Source organism: Paenibacillus sp. 01T431 (assembly GCF_056398625.1).
In genome coordinates, this window is sequence record NZ_JBFTPT010000005.1 from 316,905 (window position 1) to 335,285 (window position 18,381).

Consider the following 18,381-nt stretch of genomic DNA (forward strand, 5'->3'; position numbering starts at 1 on the left):
TGACTTAGAGCTTTTTAAGCGCGTAACAATCAAAAACGCCTTCGTCGTCCTTTAGACGCTGTGTAGCTTTGATGGTGAAATATAAGATAAGTATGAGAAAATGATATACTTTCCTATATTTTAAAAAAATCCTCTCGACTGTTGGAGTCGGGAGGATTTGTATGCCTTTATAGCGCTATTTCTTCGCTTTAAAGTGAACAACCGCGCTATATAGCATCTTTTCAATTTTAGGATTAAATACAGCATGATGGCTGACGTGGAACACCTCTAGCAGCAAACCTTTATTATTTTCAATTTGCTGATCGATTTTTAGCTCTAGCGTCTTCAAGTCATAGGCTTCAAAAAATTCGATCTTATTTTCAATTAAATCTAGTCGGAAGTCCATTTGTTTATCTCCTATAAATAGATTTATAACCTAAACCCATTATACAGAGATATTACTTCACCCACAAAGCTTCAATTTCTTCAAGTGATTTTCCTTTGGTTTCCGGTACAACACGCCATGTAAACAAGAAGGCGAGCAAGGCCATGCCACCATAAATCCAGAACGTAGCGGCAGGTCCTGTAGAGCTAAGCATAGGCGGGAACGACTGTGAAACGAGATAATCCGCTGCCCAGAGCGCCATTGCAGCAATAGCCGTCGCTTTTCCGCGAATACGGTTAGGAAAGATCTCAGACATGATGACCCATACGACTGGTCCAAGCGAAATAGCAAATGAAGCCACATACAATAAAATAAAAATAAGCACGAGTGGACCTGCTGCATGTCCCGTTTGAAAAGCGATGCCTATAACAATCAAACAAATCGACATGGAAGCCGAACCAACGAGCAGAAGCGCTTTGCGTCCTACTTTATCAATGAGCCATAGAGCAACGAGGGTGAACAATAAGTTGATAAAGCCGACCAAAATCGTTTGGATCAATGAAGCGTTTGTTCCTGCGCCTGTTGCTTTGAAAATTTCTGGCGCATAATACATGACGGCGTTGATGCCTGTCACCTGTTGGAGCACAGCAAGTCCAACTCCTACAATTAAAGCAATTCGAAGCCCTGGAGAGAATAGCTGCCGAAGCGAACCGCTCTCTTGCTCGAACGAATGCTTAATATCGATCACTTCTTTTTTGGCGAGCTCTTCGCCGTGAATACGCAATAAGATCGGAAGAGCTGCTGCTGCGCGCCCTTGCTTGATCAGCCATCTTGGGCTCTCGGGCACAAAAAATAGCAAAATCATAAATAACAAACCAGGTATAGCGCCAACTCCGAACATCCAGCGCCAAGCGGAGGCGATGCCCCATGCTTCGTCACCTGATCTGGAAATCCATAGGTTTACGAAATAAGTAAGAAAGATGCCTGTAACGATGGCGAGTTGGTTAAGTGCAACAAGTCTGCCGCGATATTTTGCAGGTGCAATTTCGGCATTGTAAAGCGGGCATAACGTAGAGGTAATTCCGATTCCGATTCCACCAATAATCCGAGCCACAATAAACGCGGAAAAAGTATCCGGAATAGCTGAGCCAATCGAGCTGACAATAAATAGAATCGCGGCAGCAATAAGTACCTTTTTACGTCCGAAGCGGTCTCCCAAAATACCAGATATAGCCGCGCCAACAATACAGCCAATAATTAAGCTCGATACAGCCCATCCCACTTGTAGCTTTGATAAGTCGAATCGATCCTCCATAAAACCGACAGCACCTGATACGACTGCTGTATCGAATCCGAATAATAATCCGCCAAGAGCGGAAACAATGGAAACAAGCGTCACAAATTTCATGCTTACTTGTTCATTTTTGTTAGTAATCGGCATTTCCATTTCCGTTTCTCCTCTCTGTCAAAAACCTTTCCTGCGTGAAAACGAACTTTATTATAGCATGCAAAAAGAGCGAATCCGCTCGTAAAAACCTGCATTAATGAGTGTTGTTCCCGCATTTATTTTAGACATTGCAAGCATAGGGAAACGAATAAAGAGAACTAGCATTTTGTTGTCATCCCAGCACAAAAAAGTCCATGTCGTTGCAGCATGGACTTTACTTTTTTGCTCATTTTTTTATCCCCGGTAGTCGGAGGGGGGAACACCAGTCACTTTTTTAAAGACACGGCTGAAATAGTTTGGATCATTATAACCGACCTCGAAGCAAACTTCCTTTAAACTCAGTTTTCCAGTTGCCATTAACGCTTTCGCCTTTTCGATACGAAGGGCAGTGACATATTCGATAAAGGTTGTGCCTACTTGCTGCTTAAATATTTTACTGAAATAGTGTGGGTTTAGATGAACGGATTCGGCTACTTCTTCGAGTGAGAGGTCCTTTGTATAGTTGTCCTGAATAAAACGTTGTGCACGGTCTAGCACGGATTGGGTTTGCTGCTCCCGCTGCTCTCGAATGCGCTGCATTGCTGAGATAACATACGCTTCAGGTATAGCTTCCACATGTTCATGCTGCTTGTTATCACGATTCAGTGAAGGGACTGCACCATGTATCAATTCATCAAAGTGGCATATCTTGCCGCATTGCTCATAATAATTGGAGGCAAATACAGCCTCAAAATAGGATTTGCGCAAACCCTCAACACCCGAGCGCGTTTTTCCGATTCCGACTAAGATGTCAACCTCAAGCTGACGTGCTGCGATCGTGCATAGTTCTTCACCTAAAGCGGTTCCGGCTGCCTTCCAATCTGCGTCCACAACAGATTTATCATGATTGATGAAGATAGCCATATGGCGATCAATTAAGGAGCTTACAACACTATTCGTTAAAGATGATTTGATAAAACTTCTAATCGTATCGTAAACTTTTTGCTTACGATTAGCTTTGACATGCTCGGGAAATGCGATCACGATCGCACAGCCTTGTCCTAGTGGAAAGCTGAGCCATTCTGATAATTGCTCGATATCGGTATTTGTAACATGATCGACCATAAACATCATAGCGAGTTCATTTTCTGCTAAAGGCATTAATTGAGAAACTTTATGCCGCAGCTCTAGTTCGTCCGAGCGTTTCCTCTTCTCAAGCTCGAGTTCCTGTATGAGCTGCTGAAGCGTATGTATGATATGCTCGCGTTTGGCAGGCTTGACTAAATACTCTTTCACTCCGAGAGAAAGGGCTTCTTTGGCATATGCAAAATAATCATAAGCGGTCACCATGACGAACTTCACATCCGGCAAGGTATGCTTGATTTCGCGGATTGCTTCTAAACCTTGAATGCCGGGCATATTGACATCCATAAGGACGATATGGGGGCGATATTCCTCTGCTTTTTCTATCGCGACACGTCCATTCTCGGCATGGATTATTTGAAAGGTATTCGGAAGCATTCGTTCAATGATCAATTCCAAGCCTTCCCGCTCAAGTGCTTCATCATCCGCGATTAACAGTCGGTACATGTATGTTTTCACCGTCCTCTCTAACAGGTATTCGGATTGTGACTGTCGTTCCTTTACCCCGTTCGCTTTCAATATCGACTAATCCATGTAGACCATAAAATAGTTGGAGGCGCTTAAACACATTTTTTGTGCCAAGGCCTGTTGATTGTTCGGTGAATGCGCCAGCTTCCATTCGGAGCAGCGAAACTCGAATCTCTTCAGTCATTCCGCTGCCATTGTCGGATATGGAGATACGTACATGATGTTGATCATGCTTTATTTCAAGGCGAATCTTCGCTCCATTCTCCATACGTTCAATGCCATGAACAAAGGCGTTTTCTACGATGGGTTGAAGCGTGAGCGCAGGGATGTGAAATGACAATGCAGATGGGTCGATATCCTTCACCAGCTGAATGCGGTCGCGAAAGCGTGCTTGTTGAATGGTGAAGTACTCCTCTACATGTGCTACCTCATCTCTGAGCGTGACCGCATGCTCCAGATTGCGCAAGTTATATCTCAGTAAATTGGACATCGAAATAATGAGATCACTTGTTTTCTCGGCCCCTTCAATGAGCGCTAGCTTGGATAATACATTGAGCGTATTAAAGAGAAAATGCGGATTAATTTGGCTTTGCAGCGCTTGCAGCTCTAATTCCTTAACGAGTCGATCCTTCTCCAGGCTTTCTTTATCCCGCTCCATCAATTCGAGGAGGTCGCTCGACATTTGCTCGAATGCGCCTGATAATACGCCAAGCTCATCCTTGGCTTGCAGCTCGTTTGAGCTTTGCTTTAGATGTCCCTTGGAGATCTGCTTCGCACGTGAGACAAGACTGCTTACAGGTCCAGTAATGCTGCGTGAAATCCATATGGCAAGTAAAATGCTCAGCAGGGTGTTCGTTATGAAGACGGCGGCACCGAGCAAATACATGCGTTTATTTTCAGCTTGAATCTGCTCATATACAGGTTCATAAATGTTTAACTCCAATTCAACCAGCTGCTGGCTGTCCTCTTGTATGAAGCTTGCTGTCCTTTCCGCATTCTCGTATTGAGTGAGCGACACCTTCGACCTTTCGGCAGAAGCTGCAATGAAAGCGTCTTGCTGCTGCGCCAAAAAAGTATCTAACAGATGAACGTAGCTAGTAATAGTCGAGGAAGATATGGAAATATTCGACTTTTCTTGGAGCAGCAAGCGCAGATCCTGAAGTTCCACTCGACTATGATCATATCGCTTTTTTTTGCTGTCGTCTGGATTAAGCAAATAGCTATGCAGCGTACTTAAGTTGTTATCTACAACCTTGGAGGACTGGTTGTACAAAAGGATACGATCGATCATTTGATTATAGCTTTGCTGAACCATCTTTCCACTTTGAAATAAAAAGAACGTAACCATATTAATGAGGAGAACGAGTAATGGGATGAAAATGAGCAGCTTAGTCCGAATGGTCATGGGCTGGTTTCTCCATTTTCTTGAACGAAGGGCTTCTGGCCTTGTACCGATATTTTCGTAAAATGCTGCACAGGAAGCTCCTTGCCATGGAGGTAATCGTTCAACTGCGATACAGCTTTATTGCCCATGTCGTAAGGCTGCTGGACAATGGTTGAATGGATGATTCCACTGCGAATAAGCTCCAAAGTTTCATCGAGCGCATCAAATGCAAAAATTTGCAGGCCTTTTGGCCGAATGCGTTCAGTGGCCTCCGCGATGCCGATCGCATCGAGTGCGCTTAATCCGACCATTACATTCAGCTGTGGATAGTGCTGAAGCAGTTCCTCTGTTTCACCTGATGCTTGGAGGCGTGAAATGTTTGAGGAGCGCACCTCGACAAGATTCAGCTCGGGGTAACGTGAAATAACCTCTCGAAATCCAGCAAGCCGCAGCTGCTGATTGGGGGCTTGCTCGTTTCCGATTAAAGCGGCGATTTGCCCATGATTTCCAGCCGCTTCGGCAACCAATTCACCCATAACTTTGCCTGCATCGAAATTGTTTGTGCCGACATAAGAGAGCCTGCGGCTGTTCGGAGCATCTGTATCAATCGTTAAGACAGGAATGCCATAGCTAATCGCTTTATTAATTAATCCGATATACTGCGGGTCGTTAAGCCCCTGTATGAGCAGCGCATCAGCTTTGGCTGCAATAGCTTTCTCCAGCAGCTTCATTTGCTCCGCGGGATTAATGCGAAACGGTCCTGTATATTCAAGCTCCATCCCAAATTCAACCGCTGCATCTTTTGCACCTCGTTCAATTGATCGCCAATATGGATTATCGATTTCTTGGGAGATGAGGACAATGTGATAAGGAGGTTTCTGGCTTACCTCGCTTGAGAGAATTGGCTGCAGCAGATCCTTTATCCGAAGCGTGGAGAGAAAGAAGCTTAGCAAAAGACTGGAAAATACAATAAACAGAATGGCAATGCCTATGTTCCATTTACGATTAGACATTATACAACTCCCTTACTGCGTCCATTTATATCGGATTATTATACAAGAACAGGCGAATAATCAAAAGCTGCAGCGAAAATGAGCGATATTGAAGCTATACAACATACAACTAAATCATTATAATTTAGTAAAATTACGGAAAAAGAAAGGGGTTTATTATGGAGCATCAACCGCCTAATGCCCAAAGCAATCTACATAACCAATTACATGATCCAGACAGTCTGCCTCAGAGAATATGGAAGTTCAAGCTGCATTACTTGATCGTCATTCCCGCTCTTATGCTCATATTGATTTTTAAGCTGCTTCCATTTGCTAACGGTATAATTCTATCGGTTGTCGACTACAAAGTTTTTGTTGGCCTATTTGAGAGTTCTTGGGTAGGCTTTAATCATTTTGCCCAATTGTTTAACGATGAGAACTTCCGAAGGGTAATTGTAAATACATTTATTATCAAAACGGGTTATACACTGGCTAGCGGATGTATCGCATTCCTTTTGGCGCTTGCTCTGAGCAATATTCGTTACAAGTGGTTGAGAGGGCTGTTCTCGTCTTTATTTCTTATTCCTTTTTTCATTCCTTCTATTGTTTTTGTGTATATTTTCATTTATATACTGTCGATAAACACATCTCCTTTTCTAACCTCGGGGACGCTGATTTTGGGGGATGAGACATTATTTCGGCCGATCATTGTATTCGTTGAAGTGTTAAAAACATACGGTATTCCGATCATCATCGCGCTTGCAGCTATAGCCTCGAAGCATGCTTCAGTGAACCGGCAAGAAACGGGGCTTGCAGGCATCGGGAATAGCTACCTTGTAATGAATGTGATTCCAGCACTGAAAGCGGTAGCCGCTTTTATGGTGCTGCAGCTGTCTGCCATCATGTCCACGGACTATGAGCTCATTAGAAGCTTGCTGAATCCCTTGGTATCGAAGACAGGAGAGACGCTTGACGCTTATATTTTTCAACTAGGTTTTTTGATGATGAACGTAAGTCCTTCAGCTGCTGCGGGCATTTTTCAATTTGCGGTTCAACTGCTCTTTACGATCATCGCATATTTCATTGTAAAAAGATTGTTTTTAAAGCAATTATTCAGTAATCACACAGGTGCAGCTGACATTAAAACAACGAATAATGGACGCAGCATAATTGGGATTGTGACAGCTTGCTTATATTCAATCGTTGTCATTTTTTTACTGTATATGCTGTTCATCTATCCGTTCACTGAAGCCGGAGAAGCAAGGCAATCGGTGTGGAGCTTCATATCGTTCTGGAACGTTTTTTCTTATTCGGTCGTTAACTTTATTGCTGTAATTATATTTTTATTGATGACCGTCACACTCGCTTATCCGCTGACTGTCAAACATTTGCCAGGGCGCAGCTGGTATAAGTTGTTTCTGCTTATCGTCATTTCGATGGGAAGCGGGATGATTAATGAGTACCTATTCGTTCGGAGCCTGGAAATGGTCAATACGATTATTCCGCAAATGATATTCGGCTTTTTTAATTTAGCGGCGGTTTTTGTTCTCAAAAGTATTTTCAACAGTAGATACGCCGACTTAAAGACTGAGGCCGAGCTATCGGGAAAAGGGGAACTGCATACGTTTTTCACTCTGTTTATCCCAAAAATATGGAAGCCACTGCTTGCGCTTGGCGTGCTCCATTTCGTCGTATTATGGAACTCATACTTACCAGCGTTAATTTATATTTCTAATATGGAGCTGCAAACACCGATAATGAAATTAGTACAGTTAGCAAGCTCAGGAGGAGAAATGGACAGTACATTAATGCTGCAGCTTGGAGCATTGACAAGCCTGCCGTCAGTTATGTTATTTCTTATATTCCGGAGATGGTTGACTTCCGAGATATTTATCGGTCAGATCAGAAAGCTTTAACATTATATTTGGAGGGAGCTTGGCTAAGGCCAGCTTCCTTTTTTTGATTTCAATGAGGATTCACCATATATTAGAGTAACTTAATAGTTAACTATATAATAGGTTTATCACGGGTTTTCAAAGTAATAGTTGACAAACAAGTTAATGAAGACGTATTCTTGTTACGAAATGGTCGTTATTTCAGTTTATTATTAACTTATTAATTAATCTTATGAACGTCATCAAAATATCAATGGAGAGGCAGTGTGATTAATAATGTCTTTAAATACGGTACATGCATCACAAGTGAACATCCCTCGAGCTGAGTATCCTCGGCCAGATTGGCAGCGCTCGGAATGGTTGAATTTGAATGGAGCATGGTCCTTTGAATTTGACCATGAGAATCGTGGCATCGGTGCAGATTGGCATAAATCGAAAGGTCAATCCTTAAAGTCGGAAATCACTGTTCCTTTCTCCTGGTCAAGCCCGTTGTCGGGAATCGGAAGCAATGATAAAGGCATCGCTTGGTATGATAAGGAAGTAGATTTTGCACCAGAGCTAGCTGATGCGCGAGTAATCCTTCGCTTTGGAGCAGTCGATTTTCAGTCCGACGTATGGGTAAATGGGATCTCCATTGGTTCGCATGAAGGCGGATATGGCCATTTCGAATTTGATGTAACAGACGTTTGGTCAATCGACAGCACAAACTCGATTACGGTTCGTGTTGAAGATTTTGATCATTCATTCCAAGGCCGTGGCAAGCAAGGTTATGGAGAAATTCGCGGCATTTGGCAGCCCGTATGGCTGGAGGCTCGTCCTCAAAACTATGTACAGGATTCGAAGTTTAATACAAAATTGGACGGTACTATACAAGTTACGACTAGAGTGATAGCAAGCCGCGCAGGTCATGCTCAGCTTTCCTTCTTGTTTGCAGAGGGTGCTGTATCACATCAATTCGAAGCAGAGCTGACAGAAGGAGCCAATACGATCAGCACTTCATTTGTAGTGGCAGATCCTAAGCTGTGGAGTCCAGAATCTCCTTTCTTATATGAAGGCGAAGTTTCCTTATCCAGCAATGGTCAGTCGGATGTTATAAGCACTTATTTTGGTATTCGTGAAATTTCGACTGCACTTGTAGGTGATCGGAATTATCGCTGGATTATGTTGAATGGCAAGCCTGTTTATTTGAATGGAACGTTGGATCAATCCTTCCATCCAACCGGATTTTTCACGTACCCGTCCGATCAAGAAATGCATGATGAAATTTTCCTTTTAAAACGTTTGGGCTTGAACTTTGTTCGGATTCACATTAAGCCGGAAGAGCCGCGCAAGCTTTACTGGGCCGACAAACTTGGAATCCTCGTGATGGAGGATATGCCATGCTTCTGGGGGGACCCGGATGAGCAGGCACGGCTTGCTTACGAGAGTGAAGCGCGTGAAATTATTGATCGTGACTACAATCACCCGTCGATTTTCTCTTGGGTCATGTTTAATGAGACATGGGGCTTGAAAACGGAAAGTGAATCCGCGTCACTAACAACAGATGCATCACATCCGCAAAATTATTTGCCGCAAACGCAGGAGTGGGTTCGTTCCATCTATCGTTGGGCCAAACAGGTTGATCCAACCCGTATAGTTGAAGATAATTCACCATGTAACTATGATCATGTGGAGTCTGATATTAACACTTGGCATTTCTACATTAATGGCTACAATGAGCTACGAAACCATGTAACAGAGGTCGTTGATAAAACGTTCGTAGGTTCTACCTTTAACTATACTGCGGGCAATGTACAATCAGATGCACCATTAATGAACAGCGAATGCGGCAATGTGTGGGGGATCGAAGGCGGAGCAGGAGATAGCGACTTAGCCTGGCATTACCGCTATATGATGAATGAATTCCGCCGTCATGATAAAATGTGCGGTTTCGTATTTACAGAATTCCGCGATGTTGTAAATGAGTTTAACGGTTATTACCGTTTGGACGGCACCGACAAGCATTTTGGCTACGAGTGGTTCGTTCCCGGCATGACGATCGCAGATTTGCACTCGCCAGATTTTATCGTTATTGATGCACCTCCTTGTCAAACGCTGGATACAGGCTCGCAGGTTACATTGGAGCTTTTGCGTTCCAGCTTCTCGGACCGTTATCATGGTCAAGCGCTTCAACTGGCGTGGGAGCTGTCGTATGATCATTTTGGTGTACGTACTGTCGCACAATCAGGACACGAAATCATTGACTGGAACGGATTCGGCGTGAGTGCATTGCAGCCGCTTTCCTTGAAAATGCCTCAGCAGGATGCGGTTGCGGTAATTGCAGTACGTCTCTTGTCTTCCGAAGGCAAAACGATTACACGCAACTTCGTTACTTTCGACGTTCGCAGCGGTCAAACGAATGGGAAATACGAGGTTGACGGCCAAACGATAAGCGTGCCGGTTGCAAGCTTCACCGATAGCGAGTGGCCGCATAGCTGGAATTCGTTGCAGAATCAGAAAGTGAATGGCGGAATTGCAGGACAATTTACGTATGATGTACAACTGCCATCCATTACGGAGCAAACGATGATTTATGATATTGAACTGTTTTTTGAAGCGGGCTCCAAGCGTCTGCTAAAACGTGATCTTGAGGAAAGCATTCAGAAAAAGCTGGACATTTCCTTTATGCATGGTGCGCTGTCAGATCCTGAGTACAATATGAACTCGTATTTTATGACGGATTCGGATCGCCATGAAGCTAAGCTGAATGTTCTCATTGATGGACAGCTAGTTGATACGATTGTGTTGACAGATGATCCAGCGGATAGCCGTGGCGTTCTGTCTTGGCACTATCAAGCGGTTTCTAACAAGCTGGAGGATGCAGGATCATACGGTTATCTCTGCAAAGTTATTTTACCTAGTGCATTGACTGCTAAGCTGAACAAAAATCGCAGCTTTAAGCTTCAGCTCGAAGCTGAACAAGGCGGTTTGACGCTTTACGGACGCAATGCTGGTCGTTATCCGATCGATATTATCGTTCACCATAGAGGTTAATTCATGAAGTGTAATCCGTTATTTGCTACTCCGTCCATGATGATTTATGATTAGAAAAGTTACGAATTTGTTAACGGATCTGTTGAAAATAATCGAATGGGATCTTGTAAAATAGAGGGAGTAGACAAAGAGGGGGTACATATAGATGAACGTTCCTGCAGGTGTATGGATTTTTTCGGGTATTATCGTTGTATTGCTCACATGGCTGACACTTTGGGTTACAAAAAAAGCCTATTCGAAAAAATGGGATGAATCGGATCATTAGTTGTAATGATAAACTAAACTTTAGATAAGAAGAGATAGAAGGAGAGACTCTTTAGCTAAGCGGCTGAAGAGTCTTTTTTGTGTAAGCAGGGTACTCTGTTAAACTAACAAAGTAAGATTTAAAGGCCACATAGTGGATGAGCAAGAAACTTGACAGGACACTTTTTGGTGTCCTATAATCAATATGACTCCAAAAGGTGTCTTAATAAGCTGTTATGTCGTTTAATCGGCAACATTACAGTAAATAATAATGAAAAGGTGGGGGTGGTTTTGAACGATAAAGGTCAAATGAGGGATGTTTACGACGCTGTTGCCGATCCAACAAGGCGAAAACTAATTCAATTGTTGGCAGAAGTTGAAGACTTGCCCCTACATGAGATAACGGTTCATTTTCAAATGGGTCGAACAGCGGTTTCCAAGCATTTGGCAATCCTGAAAGATGCCGATCTCGTCATTGCTCAAAAGGTTGGCAGAGAAACGAGATATCGATTGAATGCTAATCCGTTGAAAGAAATAAAAGATTGGGTATCTTTTTATGAAGGTTTCTGGAATGAAAGAATAGATAAATTAAAACTTATATTGGAGGAAAAGAAATGAAACCAGATGTATCATTAGATTATCAATTTACAAGCTCAATCGACCAAGTGTGGAATGCTCTAACGGATTCAGATACGCTTGCGAAATGGATTTGGAATAATGATTTTGAACCGGTCGTTGGACATAAATTTCAGTTCAAAACGGAGCCTTCCGAATGGTGGAACGGCATTGTAGATTGCGAAGTGCTTATAGTGGACGAGCCTCATACATTATCTTACACTTGGATAAGTGCCGGAGAAAATACGACAATTACATGGACTTTGAAAGAAGGTTCAGATGGAACGGTTCATCTACACCTCGATCAAACTGGATTTAGTGAAGAAACAAAATCTCGTCCGGGAGCAATTGAGGGAGCTAAATCTGCTTGGACTTACAAGGGCAATCAGCTTGGAAAAGTGTTAGCCGAACTGTAATATGATTTTTCAACTTTCATGATGCCAGTTTTTCAGAACCAAACTTAATTCATCAATACAAATGAATCATTTTTAAAAAATAGGGCGCAATTCCGCAGTAAGAATTGTGCTCTTTCTTTTTGATAAGATGCCTTTTGAAATCATTTTAAATGAGCAAACATAGCAGGTTGGCTGTAGAAGCTTGCTTTTATCATATACAGAGACAAATTTTTAGAGATTGGAGAGGAGATCACAATGAAAATAAAGCAATTGATTGCGAACAATATTAACAAATTAGATGAAGTACTGCCAGTAGATAAATCGTTAGGCATAGCTGGTTTATCTGGATCTGGAAAAACAACTTTTTCTCAAACCATTGGTGAAGAGTCGAAGAAACGTCTCGTTTCCTTATTGCCAAAGGCGGAGTATCAGTATCTATTTCCTACTATTATGGAAACCAATTTCAGTGCCATTAAGATGGAGGAAATGCCGCTTGTCCTTTTTCTAGGTCGATCATCCATTTCTTCAAATCCTCGTTCAACTATTGGTACGCATACTGGCGTGTTTACTGAAATTCGAGTTGCTCTTGCTGAAAAGTATAATCTTTCTCCAGAAGTTTTTTCTTTTAATAATGAATTAGGCTGGTGTCCAGACTGTAAAGGCCGCGGAACAACTAAAAATATCGAATGTAAAAAATGTATGGGGAAACGTTACAATCAAGAAGTTGAACAATATAAATTTGAGTTATTGGATCAAGCACAGAGTGTATCGGACATCAACGACTTCAGTGTGGAAACAATTTATTCACTAGCAGAAGTTCTAAAGATTAGTGAAGGTAAACAAAACATTTTAAAAAATATAATCAATATGAATATTGGTTACTTAACGTTAAATCGAATTATGGGAACATTGTCAGGTGGAGAAGTAACTCGGCTCTACTTGGCTGAATTTATGGCTACAAGTGAGAATACGGTTATTATTATCGACGAAATTTCCGTAGGTCTTGATCATCAAACGTTATTGAAAATTTTAGCTGAGATTAAACAATTGGGAGTTAAAAATCAAATTTGGCTCATTGACCATTCTGACACGGTGCTGGACACAGCGGATAAGCATTTGTTTTTTGGCCCTGGCAGCGGTAAATACGGCGGAAAAATAGTGGAAGAATCACCACGTCCAAAGCCAATCCACGGGGAACGAAACGAGGCAGCACCAACAGAATATTATCAATTTCTTGATCTTCACTGCCGGAATATTCAAATCAGTGAAATTCAGATTCCTAAAAATAGACTTGTCACATTTACAGGCGAGTCAGGCTGTGGCAAATCCACACTTGTTAATGAGTGCATGTCCAAAGATTTTGTGAAGCGCTATCCGAAAGATAAGCTGGTTATGGTTGGGCAAGATCGAAACCAATCGATCACTAGCCGGTCAACCGTTGCCACTTTTCTAGATATTAAAAAGAAGCTTACAAAATATAGTGATGATATTGATGATATTTTTCAGCGCTCGATTGAAGATATTATTGTTGAGCTGCCAAATGAAGACATCGCTCATAAACGCTTGAGCTTATTGATCAAGCTAGGACTTGGTTATTTGACGTTGGAGAGAAAAACACAATCCTTATCAACGGGTGAATTTCAATGTGTTCATTTAGTTTCTGAGTTGTTTGCGGGCTCCAGAAACCCGAATACGCTATTTATTTTTGACGAGCCATCAAAAGGGTTATCACAAAATATTTTGAATCAATTCATTGATAGTGTGAGGGTCATTCTACAGGATGAATCCGTCTCCATAATCATGATTGAACATAATTCGTATATGCTGGAAAGCTCTGATTTTATCGTTGATTTTGGCAAAAGACAGCTTGCACCCGTGGAGCATCTTGATGTGGTCAGTCATGATGATTATTACCGGGAACAAAACCATGAAGATAAAGCTGCTCCTTTCCATATTCCTTCAACACTAGATCAAAAAAATGGCGTAAATTATTTAAAAGAAAACCAGATTGCCTATTTTAAAAATGCAGAAAACGTTTATAAAGGCGGCATCTTAAAAAGCTTATCATCCATGGCTCGTCTCATTTATGGCGAATATGAATCGGATACCATTGCACCCGTCATCGCCATTGATTTGGAACGCCACTTGTACAGCCAATATACTTTTCTCTACGAAATTGGCGGCTTAATCAACCATATTGTGGCGGCACATCCAACCAATAAAGATACGAATAGCTTCGATTTCTATAATCAAGGCAATCATTGCCCATGCTGCTCGGGCCGCCGTGTAATTGAAAAATTTGATTTTGATATTGTTATTCAGGACAAAACCGCGCCATTCTGGGATGGCTTATTGCATCCAGATGTGATGGATATTTTGAAGTTTTATCAATTCCCAAAAATAAAATTTATTTTTGAAGAGATTAAAAATGAGCTCGGCCAGGATATAAGCAAAAGTTATGCAGAGATGACAGACGCAGAAAAGCATACTTTTTTGTACGGATATTGGGAAAAGTCATTCTATGATAAAGTAGGCAAGGCATCAAGGACTTGGGAAGGCTTTAATCACATCATTGGGATGTATATGGTGGTATCGAAATCGGAGATTAAAGAGCGTATAAAAGAATCCAAAAAATTGATTACTTGCCCAATTTGTCAAGGAACGGTATTAAAGCATCATAAAAAGCTAAAGTTTGGCGAGACGGATATTCGTGAGATTATTCAGCAGCCTCTTGATCAAGTCATTAAAACCGTTGGAAATCTACAGGTTCTAGACAAAATGAAAGCGATTGTCGGGGGCGATATGGTTTTGACGGAAGAGGTTTCTCTATTGCCTAGGGAGACGCAAGCTGCGCTGAAAATGCTTGAACTAGAGGTTGCGAGCTTTTCCCACTACGAAATGGTCTTGCAAAATGTGCTGCCATTCTGGGGCAGTATTAGCAACAGTATCGAATCCATCAGTATTAATAATCGGATCACCGTCTGTGATTTTGCCAATATCACCGAAACGAGAGAAACGATCATTGATAAGTATTTCACTAATGGTAAATACAAAAAACTGACCTATGTCTATGAAGCGTTTGGTTACAAAAAAATTGTCACCTTAATAAATAAAATTAAAGCTAGCCAGCCATGTCCATTCTGCAAAGGGAAAAGAGTAATTTCGGAAGATGGGCTCCATGATGGCGTGTTCAAATTATCGGTACCATGTGTTAGCTGTTATGCAAGTGGCATCAATGATGAAGGGCTTAAGGAAATTGTTGAAGGCATAGACGTGCAAACATGGCTGACCGGCAAAGTAAGTGATGTTGTTAAAGACAGCTCAAATATTGAGGCAGTGGCTGATATTCCAATTTTCAATCGCATTCGTGAGTTGAATAAACAAGAAATGATGGCTGTATATCAGTTTCTTGAGCAAAGCTAGATGTCATTCACTGAAAGAAACTCATTTGCTATCCTAAATTGCAGATGAGTTTTTTTGTTATGCTGAAGGTTGTATAATAACTTTGGGAAATCGTGTATAATGTGGGTATTATTTTAGAAGGGGATGCCATTTATTGAATGCAATTGATTTAGAAACGTCGCTCATACATAAGAAAGAGAATCGTTACTTCGTTCTTGCGCTTATCTTTAGTGTTTTCATTTATTTATGTCTGTTTATTTCTATTATTTTCATTTTCATCCTACCGATTCTTATACTCCTGCCCTTATTCGCTCAAGCGATTATGATGGCAAGCATTCGAACCAATGGCGTTCGGATCACGCCGAGACAATTCCCGGAAGTGTTCGCAATTGCCCAGGCACAGTGTGAGCGGATGGGCTTTACTGTTGTACCTGATCTCTATGTCATGGAGTCGAGCGGGATATTAAATGCGTTTGCTTCGCGCTTTTTTGGCCGCAATATGGTGGTGCTTTATTCCGATTTGTTCGAAATGATTCAGGCGGGTGGGGAAAAAGAGCTCACTTTTGTCATTTCACACGAGCTCGCCCACATCAAACGAAATCATTTGTCGAAGCAGCTGCTCATATTGCCGGCGTTATGGCTTCCATTTCTTGGTGAAGCATACTCGCGGGCTTGCGAATATACATGCGACCGTATGGCTGCTTATTACACCAATGATGCTGAAGCCGCAATGAATGGTTTAACGATATTAGCGATCGGCAAAACGCTCTACAAACGGGTAGACCGTGAGGAATATTTGCTGCAAAGCAGCTATGAGAAAGGTTTATTTGTATGGCTGGCTGAGAAGCTATCGACTCACCCGCCCCTGCCGAAGCGTATCTACGCGATTCAGCAATATGCAGGCATCTCATCGAATATCATTTTTAAGACATCCTCTTCGCGAATAGCACTTATCATCGTTTTGGCTGTTATTCTTGTTCTCGGGGGATCTGTTACGATCGGAGTGACCTTCTCGAAATCGATTGATACCTTCATGTCTTCTCTTGATGGGCCGCCAACCGATGATCAAATGCTTGGTGCAGCTTCAGAGGCTGATTTGGAGCTCGTTAAATCTCTGCTTAATGCTGGAGGAAATCCGAATGCAGCAGACGATGAAGGGTGGACAGCGCTAATGTGGGCAGCCCAGCTAAATGAAACAGCTATCGCTTCTTCTTTGATAGATGCGGGAGCGCAATTGAATGTGATTGAGCAAAGTTATGAAGAAACGGCATTAACGATAGCGTTGTATAATGAAAGCATAGAGATGGTAGCGTTATTGCTGGATGAAGGAGCTAATCCGAATTTACAGGATAGTACCGGATGGACACCGCTAATGACCGCAGCAAAAAATGGTGACATAGAGGGAGCGGAACTTTTGCTAAAAGCAGGGGCTGATCCGTTGAAAGTTGATGAAACAGGATATACAGCTGAGGATTATGCGCTTGATGCTGGGTTTGACGAGCTCGCCGAGCTGTTGCAAAATTTAGGCGATCAAATATAAAAGAAAAGAAGCTTGATTGCTCAAGCTTCTTTCTTTTATGTATATTCAATTCTTTATGTTTAGGATGGTCGGGACGACACGATTTGAACATGCGACCCCCTGGTCCCAAACCAGGTGCTCTACCAAGCTGAGCTACGTCCCGGGAAAAGATGGTGCCGTCGAGAGGACTTGAACCCCCAACCTACTGATTACAAGTCAGTTGCTCTACCAGTTGAGCTACAACGGCAAGATGTATTCGCTAAACACAAGATGTATTATCGCATATAAACTGAAATAATTGCAAGTGTTTTTTTAATTTTTTTTCTGAAAGGATGATTAGGGTGAAAATCGTTATTGCACCGGATGCGTTTAAGGGGTCAAGCAGCGCATTTCAAATTGCTAGCACAATGGAAGCAGGCATTCGCACAGTACATCCACATGCTGAAATCGTACAGCTCCCAATGGCTGATGGCGGTGAAGGTACGATGGAGATTTTGGTACAAGCTACAGGCGGGAGTTTTATCGAGGTTCCTGTTCACGATCCGCTCAGCCGAAGCATTCATGCAAGATATGGCGTACTGGGAGATGGCCAAACCGCGGTTATTGAGCTTGCTGAAGCATCTGGTCTTGCTTTGCTCAAGAGTGAAGAGAAAAATCCGCTTATCGCTTCAACATTTGGCACCGGTGAATTGATTCGGCATGCACTCGGTTCTGGTTATCGTCAATTTATTATTTGCTTAGGAGGCAGCGCGACCAATGATGCCGGATCGGGCATGCTGCAGGCGCTCGGAATGAAGCTGTTAGATGAAAGTGGAGCAGAGCTGCCGCTTGGAGGCGTTCATTTGTCGAAGCTTGCATCGATTGATGATGCTGGTTTCCATTCGAGCATTCGCGAAAGCAGCTTCATTATTGCTGGCGATGTAAGTAATCCATTGTGCGGGGAGCATGGAGCTTCTTTGGTTTACGGTCCTCAGAAGGGAGCATCGTCAGAAGCAGTCAAGCAGCTTGACCTTGCATTAGCTCATTTTGCTGAATGTATATCCAAGCATACTGGGATTGATGTGGCGAATTTGCCAGGCAGCGGAGCGGCAGGAGGAACAGGTGCAGCACTTTTAGCTTTTTTTGACGCCGCTATGCACGCTGGAGCAAAACTTGTAATGGATAGAATTGGATTTGAGGAGCATATTGTTGGCGCTGATTGGATTTTGACAGGCGAAGGGAGATTAGACAGCCAAACGGGATCAGGCAAGGTGATCAAGGCGATATGTGATGCCGCTCGGGGGCAGCGCATCCCTGTAATCGCCGTTTGCGGGTCAATTGATGCGAGTTCAGCATACACGTCGGAGCTTGGTCTTCGTGCAGGCTTCTCGCTCGTGCCGGGTCCATGTTCTGTAGAAGAGGCGATAGACCACACGGATGAGTGGCTGCTTGATCGTATCGTTCATATTTTCAGCTTGTTATAAAGACATAACAAAAAAGAAGCAGCCTATGCAGTGAGCAAA

Annotated in this window: 12 protein-coding genes and 2 tRNA genes; 7 read left to right on the forward strand and 7 right to left on the reverse strand. The window is 42.5% G+C overall.

Features of this window, described 5'->3' with window-relative positions; translation table 11 throughout:
- Window positions 1-175: 175 nt before the first annotated feature.
- From AC1DM9_RS11475 to AC1DM9_RS11495, 5 genes are all read right to left on the reverse strand, one after another.
- A complete protein-coding gene (locus AC1DM9_RS11475; protein ID WP_076268099.1) occupies window positions 176-385 on the reverse strand; it encodes a YrzA family protein in 210 nt (69 codons plus the stop codon).
- A 52-nt stretch (window positions 386-437) separates the two neighbouring features.
- Window positions 438-1,811: a sugar porter family MFS transporter gene (locus tag AC1DM9_RS11480; protein WP_477580067.1), complete on the reverse strand. Its 1,374-nt coding sequence runs from the start codon at window positions 1,809-1,811 to the stop codon at window positions 438-440.
- 234 nt (window positions 1,812-2,045) lie between these two features.
- Complete coding sequence (locus AC1DM9_RS11485) at window positions 2,046-3,380, reverse strand: AraC family transcriptional regulator (RefSeq protein ID WP_477580069.1); 1,335 nt, start codon at window positions 3,378-3,380, stop codon at window positions 2,046-2,048.
- Complete coding sequence (locus AC1DM9_RS11490; RefSeq protein ID WP_477580071.1) at window positions 3,355-4,806, reverse strand: sensor histidine kinase; 1,452 nt, start codon at window positions 4,804-4,806, stop codon at window positions 3,355-3,357. The genes AC1DM9_RS11485 and AC1DM9_RS11490 overlap by 26 nt, the downstream gene beginning before the upstream one ends.
- Window positions 4,803-5,798, reverse strand: a complete 996-nt coding sequence (locus AC1DM9_RS11495) for a sugar-binding protein (RefSeq protein WP_477580073.1) — start codon at window positions 5,796-5,798, stop codon at window positions 4,803-4,805. Before AC1DM9_RS11495 ends, AC1DM9_RS11490 begins: the two co-directional genes overlap by 4 nt.
- Window positions 5,799-5,956: 158 nt before the next feature.
- On the opposite strand from AC1DM9_RS11495, the gene AC1DM9_RS11500 reads away from it, so the two are divergent.
- The 6 genes from AC1DM9_RS11500 (at window position 5,957) to AC1DM9_RS11525 (ending at window position 16,900) form a co-directional block, all read left to right on the forward strand.
- Window positions 5,957-7,693: a hypothetical protein gene (locus tag AC1DM9_RS11500; protein WP_477580075.1), complete on the forward strand. Its 1,737-nt coding sequence runs from the start codon at window positions 5,957-5,959 to the stop codon at window positions 7,691-7,693.
- Window positions 7,694-7,948: 255 nt separating this feature from the next.
- On the forward strand, window positions 7,949-10,705 hold the full coding sequence (locus AC1DM9_RS11505) for a glycoside hydrolase family 2 protein (protein ID WP_477580077.1): 2,757 nt from the start codon (window positions 7,949-7,951) through the stop codon (window positions 10,703-10,705).
- Window positions 10,706-11,257: 552 nt separating this feature from the next.
- Entirely contained in the window at window positions 11,258-11,566 is a 309-nt protein-coding gene (locus tag AC1DM9_RS11510; protein ID WP_372238995.1) for an ArsR/SmtB family transcription factor, read from the forward strand.
- Window positions 11,563-11,979: an SRPBCC family protein gene (locus AC1DM9_RS11515; RefSeq protein ID WP_477512148.1), complete on the forward strand. Its 417-nt coding sequence runs from the start codon at window positions 11,563-11,565 to the stop codon at window positions 11,977-11,979. The genes AC1DM9_RS11510 and AC1DM9_RS11515 overlap by 4 nt, the downstream gene beginning before the upstream one ends.
- Window positions 11,980-12,213: 234 nt before the next feature.
- A complete protein-coding gene (locus AC1DM9_RS11520) occupies window positions 12,214-15,381 on the forward strand; it encodes an ATP-binding cassette domain-containing protein (protein ID WP_477550769.1) in 3,168 nt (1,055 codons plus the stop codon).
- 133 nt (window positions 15,382-15,514) lie between these two features.
- Window positions 15,515-16,900: a M48 family metallopeptidase gene (locus AC1DM9_RS11525; RefSeq protein WP_441882911.1), complete on the forward strand. Its 1,386-nt coding sequence runs from the start codon at window positions 15,515-15,517 to the stop codon at window positions 16,898-16,900.
- Between the two features lie 65 nt (window positions 16,901-16,965).
- On the opposite strand, the gene AC1DM9_RS11530 is transcribed toward AC1DM9_RS11525, so the two are convergent.
- Window positions 16,966-17,042: transfer RNA gene (locus AC1DM9_RS11530), tRNA-Pro, on the reverse strand.
- Between the two features lie 8 nt (window positions 17,043-17,050).
- Window positions 17,051-17,126: transfer RNA gene (locus AC1DM9_RS11535), tRNA-Thr, on the reverse strand.
- A gap of 94 nt (window positions 17,127-17,220) precedes the next feature.
- Here AC1DM9_RS11535 and AC1DM9_RS11540 point away from each other — a divergent pair.
- The gene (locus tag AC1DM9_RS11540; RefSeq protein WP_441882913.1) at window positions 17,221-18,342 is read left to right on the forward strand and encodes a glycerate kinase; all 1,122 of its coding nucleotides are present in this window, start codon (window positions 17,221-17,223) and stop codon (window positions 18,340-18,342) included.
- Window positions 18,343-18,381: the final 39 nt, after the last annotated feature.

Coding starts and splice junctions, on each gene's coding strand:
- AC1DM9_RS11475 (WP_076268099.1), bottom strand. CDS start 385: ATGGACTTCCGACTAGATTTAATTGAAAATAAGATCGAATTTTTTGAA.
- AC1DM9_RS11490 (WP_477580071.1), bottom strand. CDS start 4,806: ATGACCATTCGGACTAAGCTGCTCATTTTCATCCCATTACTCGTTCTC.
- AC1DM9_RS11495 (WP_477580073.1), bottom strand. CDS start 5,798: ATGTCTAATCGTAAATGGAACATAGGCATTGCCATTCTGTTTATTGTA.
- AC1DM9_RS11510 (WP_372238995.1), top strand. CDS start 11,258: ATGAGGGATGTTTACGACGCTGTTGCCGATCCAACAAGGCGAAAACTA.
- AC1DM9_RS11505 (WP_477580077.1), top strand. CDS start 7,949: ATGTCTTTAAATACGGTACATGCATCACAAGTGAACATCCCTCGAGCT.
- AC1DM9_RS11485 (WP_477580069.1), bottom strand. CDS start 3,380: ATGTACCGACTGTTAATCGCGGATGATGAAGCACTTGAGCGGGAAGGC.
- AC1DM9_RS11515 (WP_477512148.1), top strand. CDS start 11,563: ATGAAACCAGATGTATCATTAGATTATCAATTTACAAGCTCAATCGAC.
- AC1DM9_RS11480 (WP_477580067.1), bottom strand. CDS start 1,811: ATGGAAATGCCGATTACTAACAAAAATGAACAAGTAAGCATGAAATTT.
- AC1DM9_RS11520 (WP_477550769.1), top strand. CDS start 12,214: ATGAAAATAAAGCAATTGATTGCGAACAATATTAACAAATTAGATGAA.
- AC1DM9_RS11500 (WP_477580075.1), top strand. CDS start 5,957: ATGGAGCATCAACCGCCTAATGCCCAAAGCAATCTACATAACCAATTA.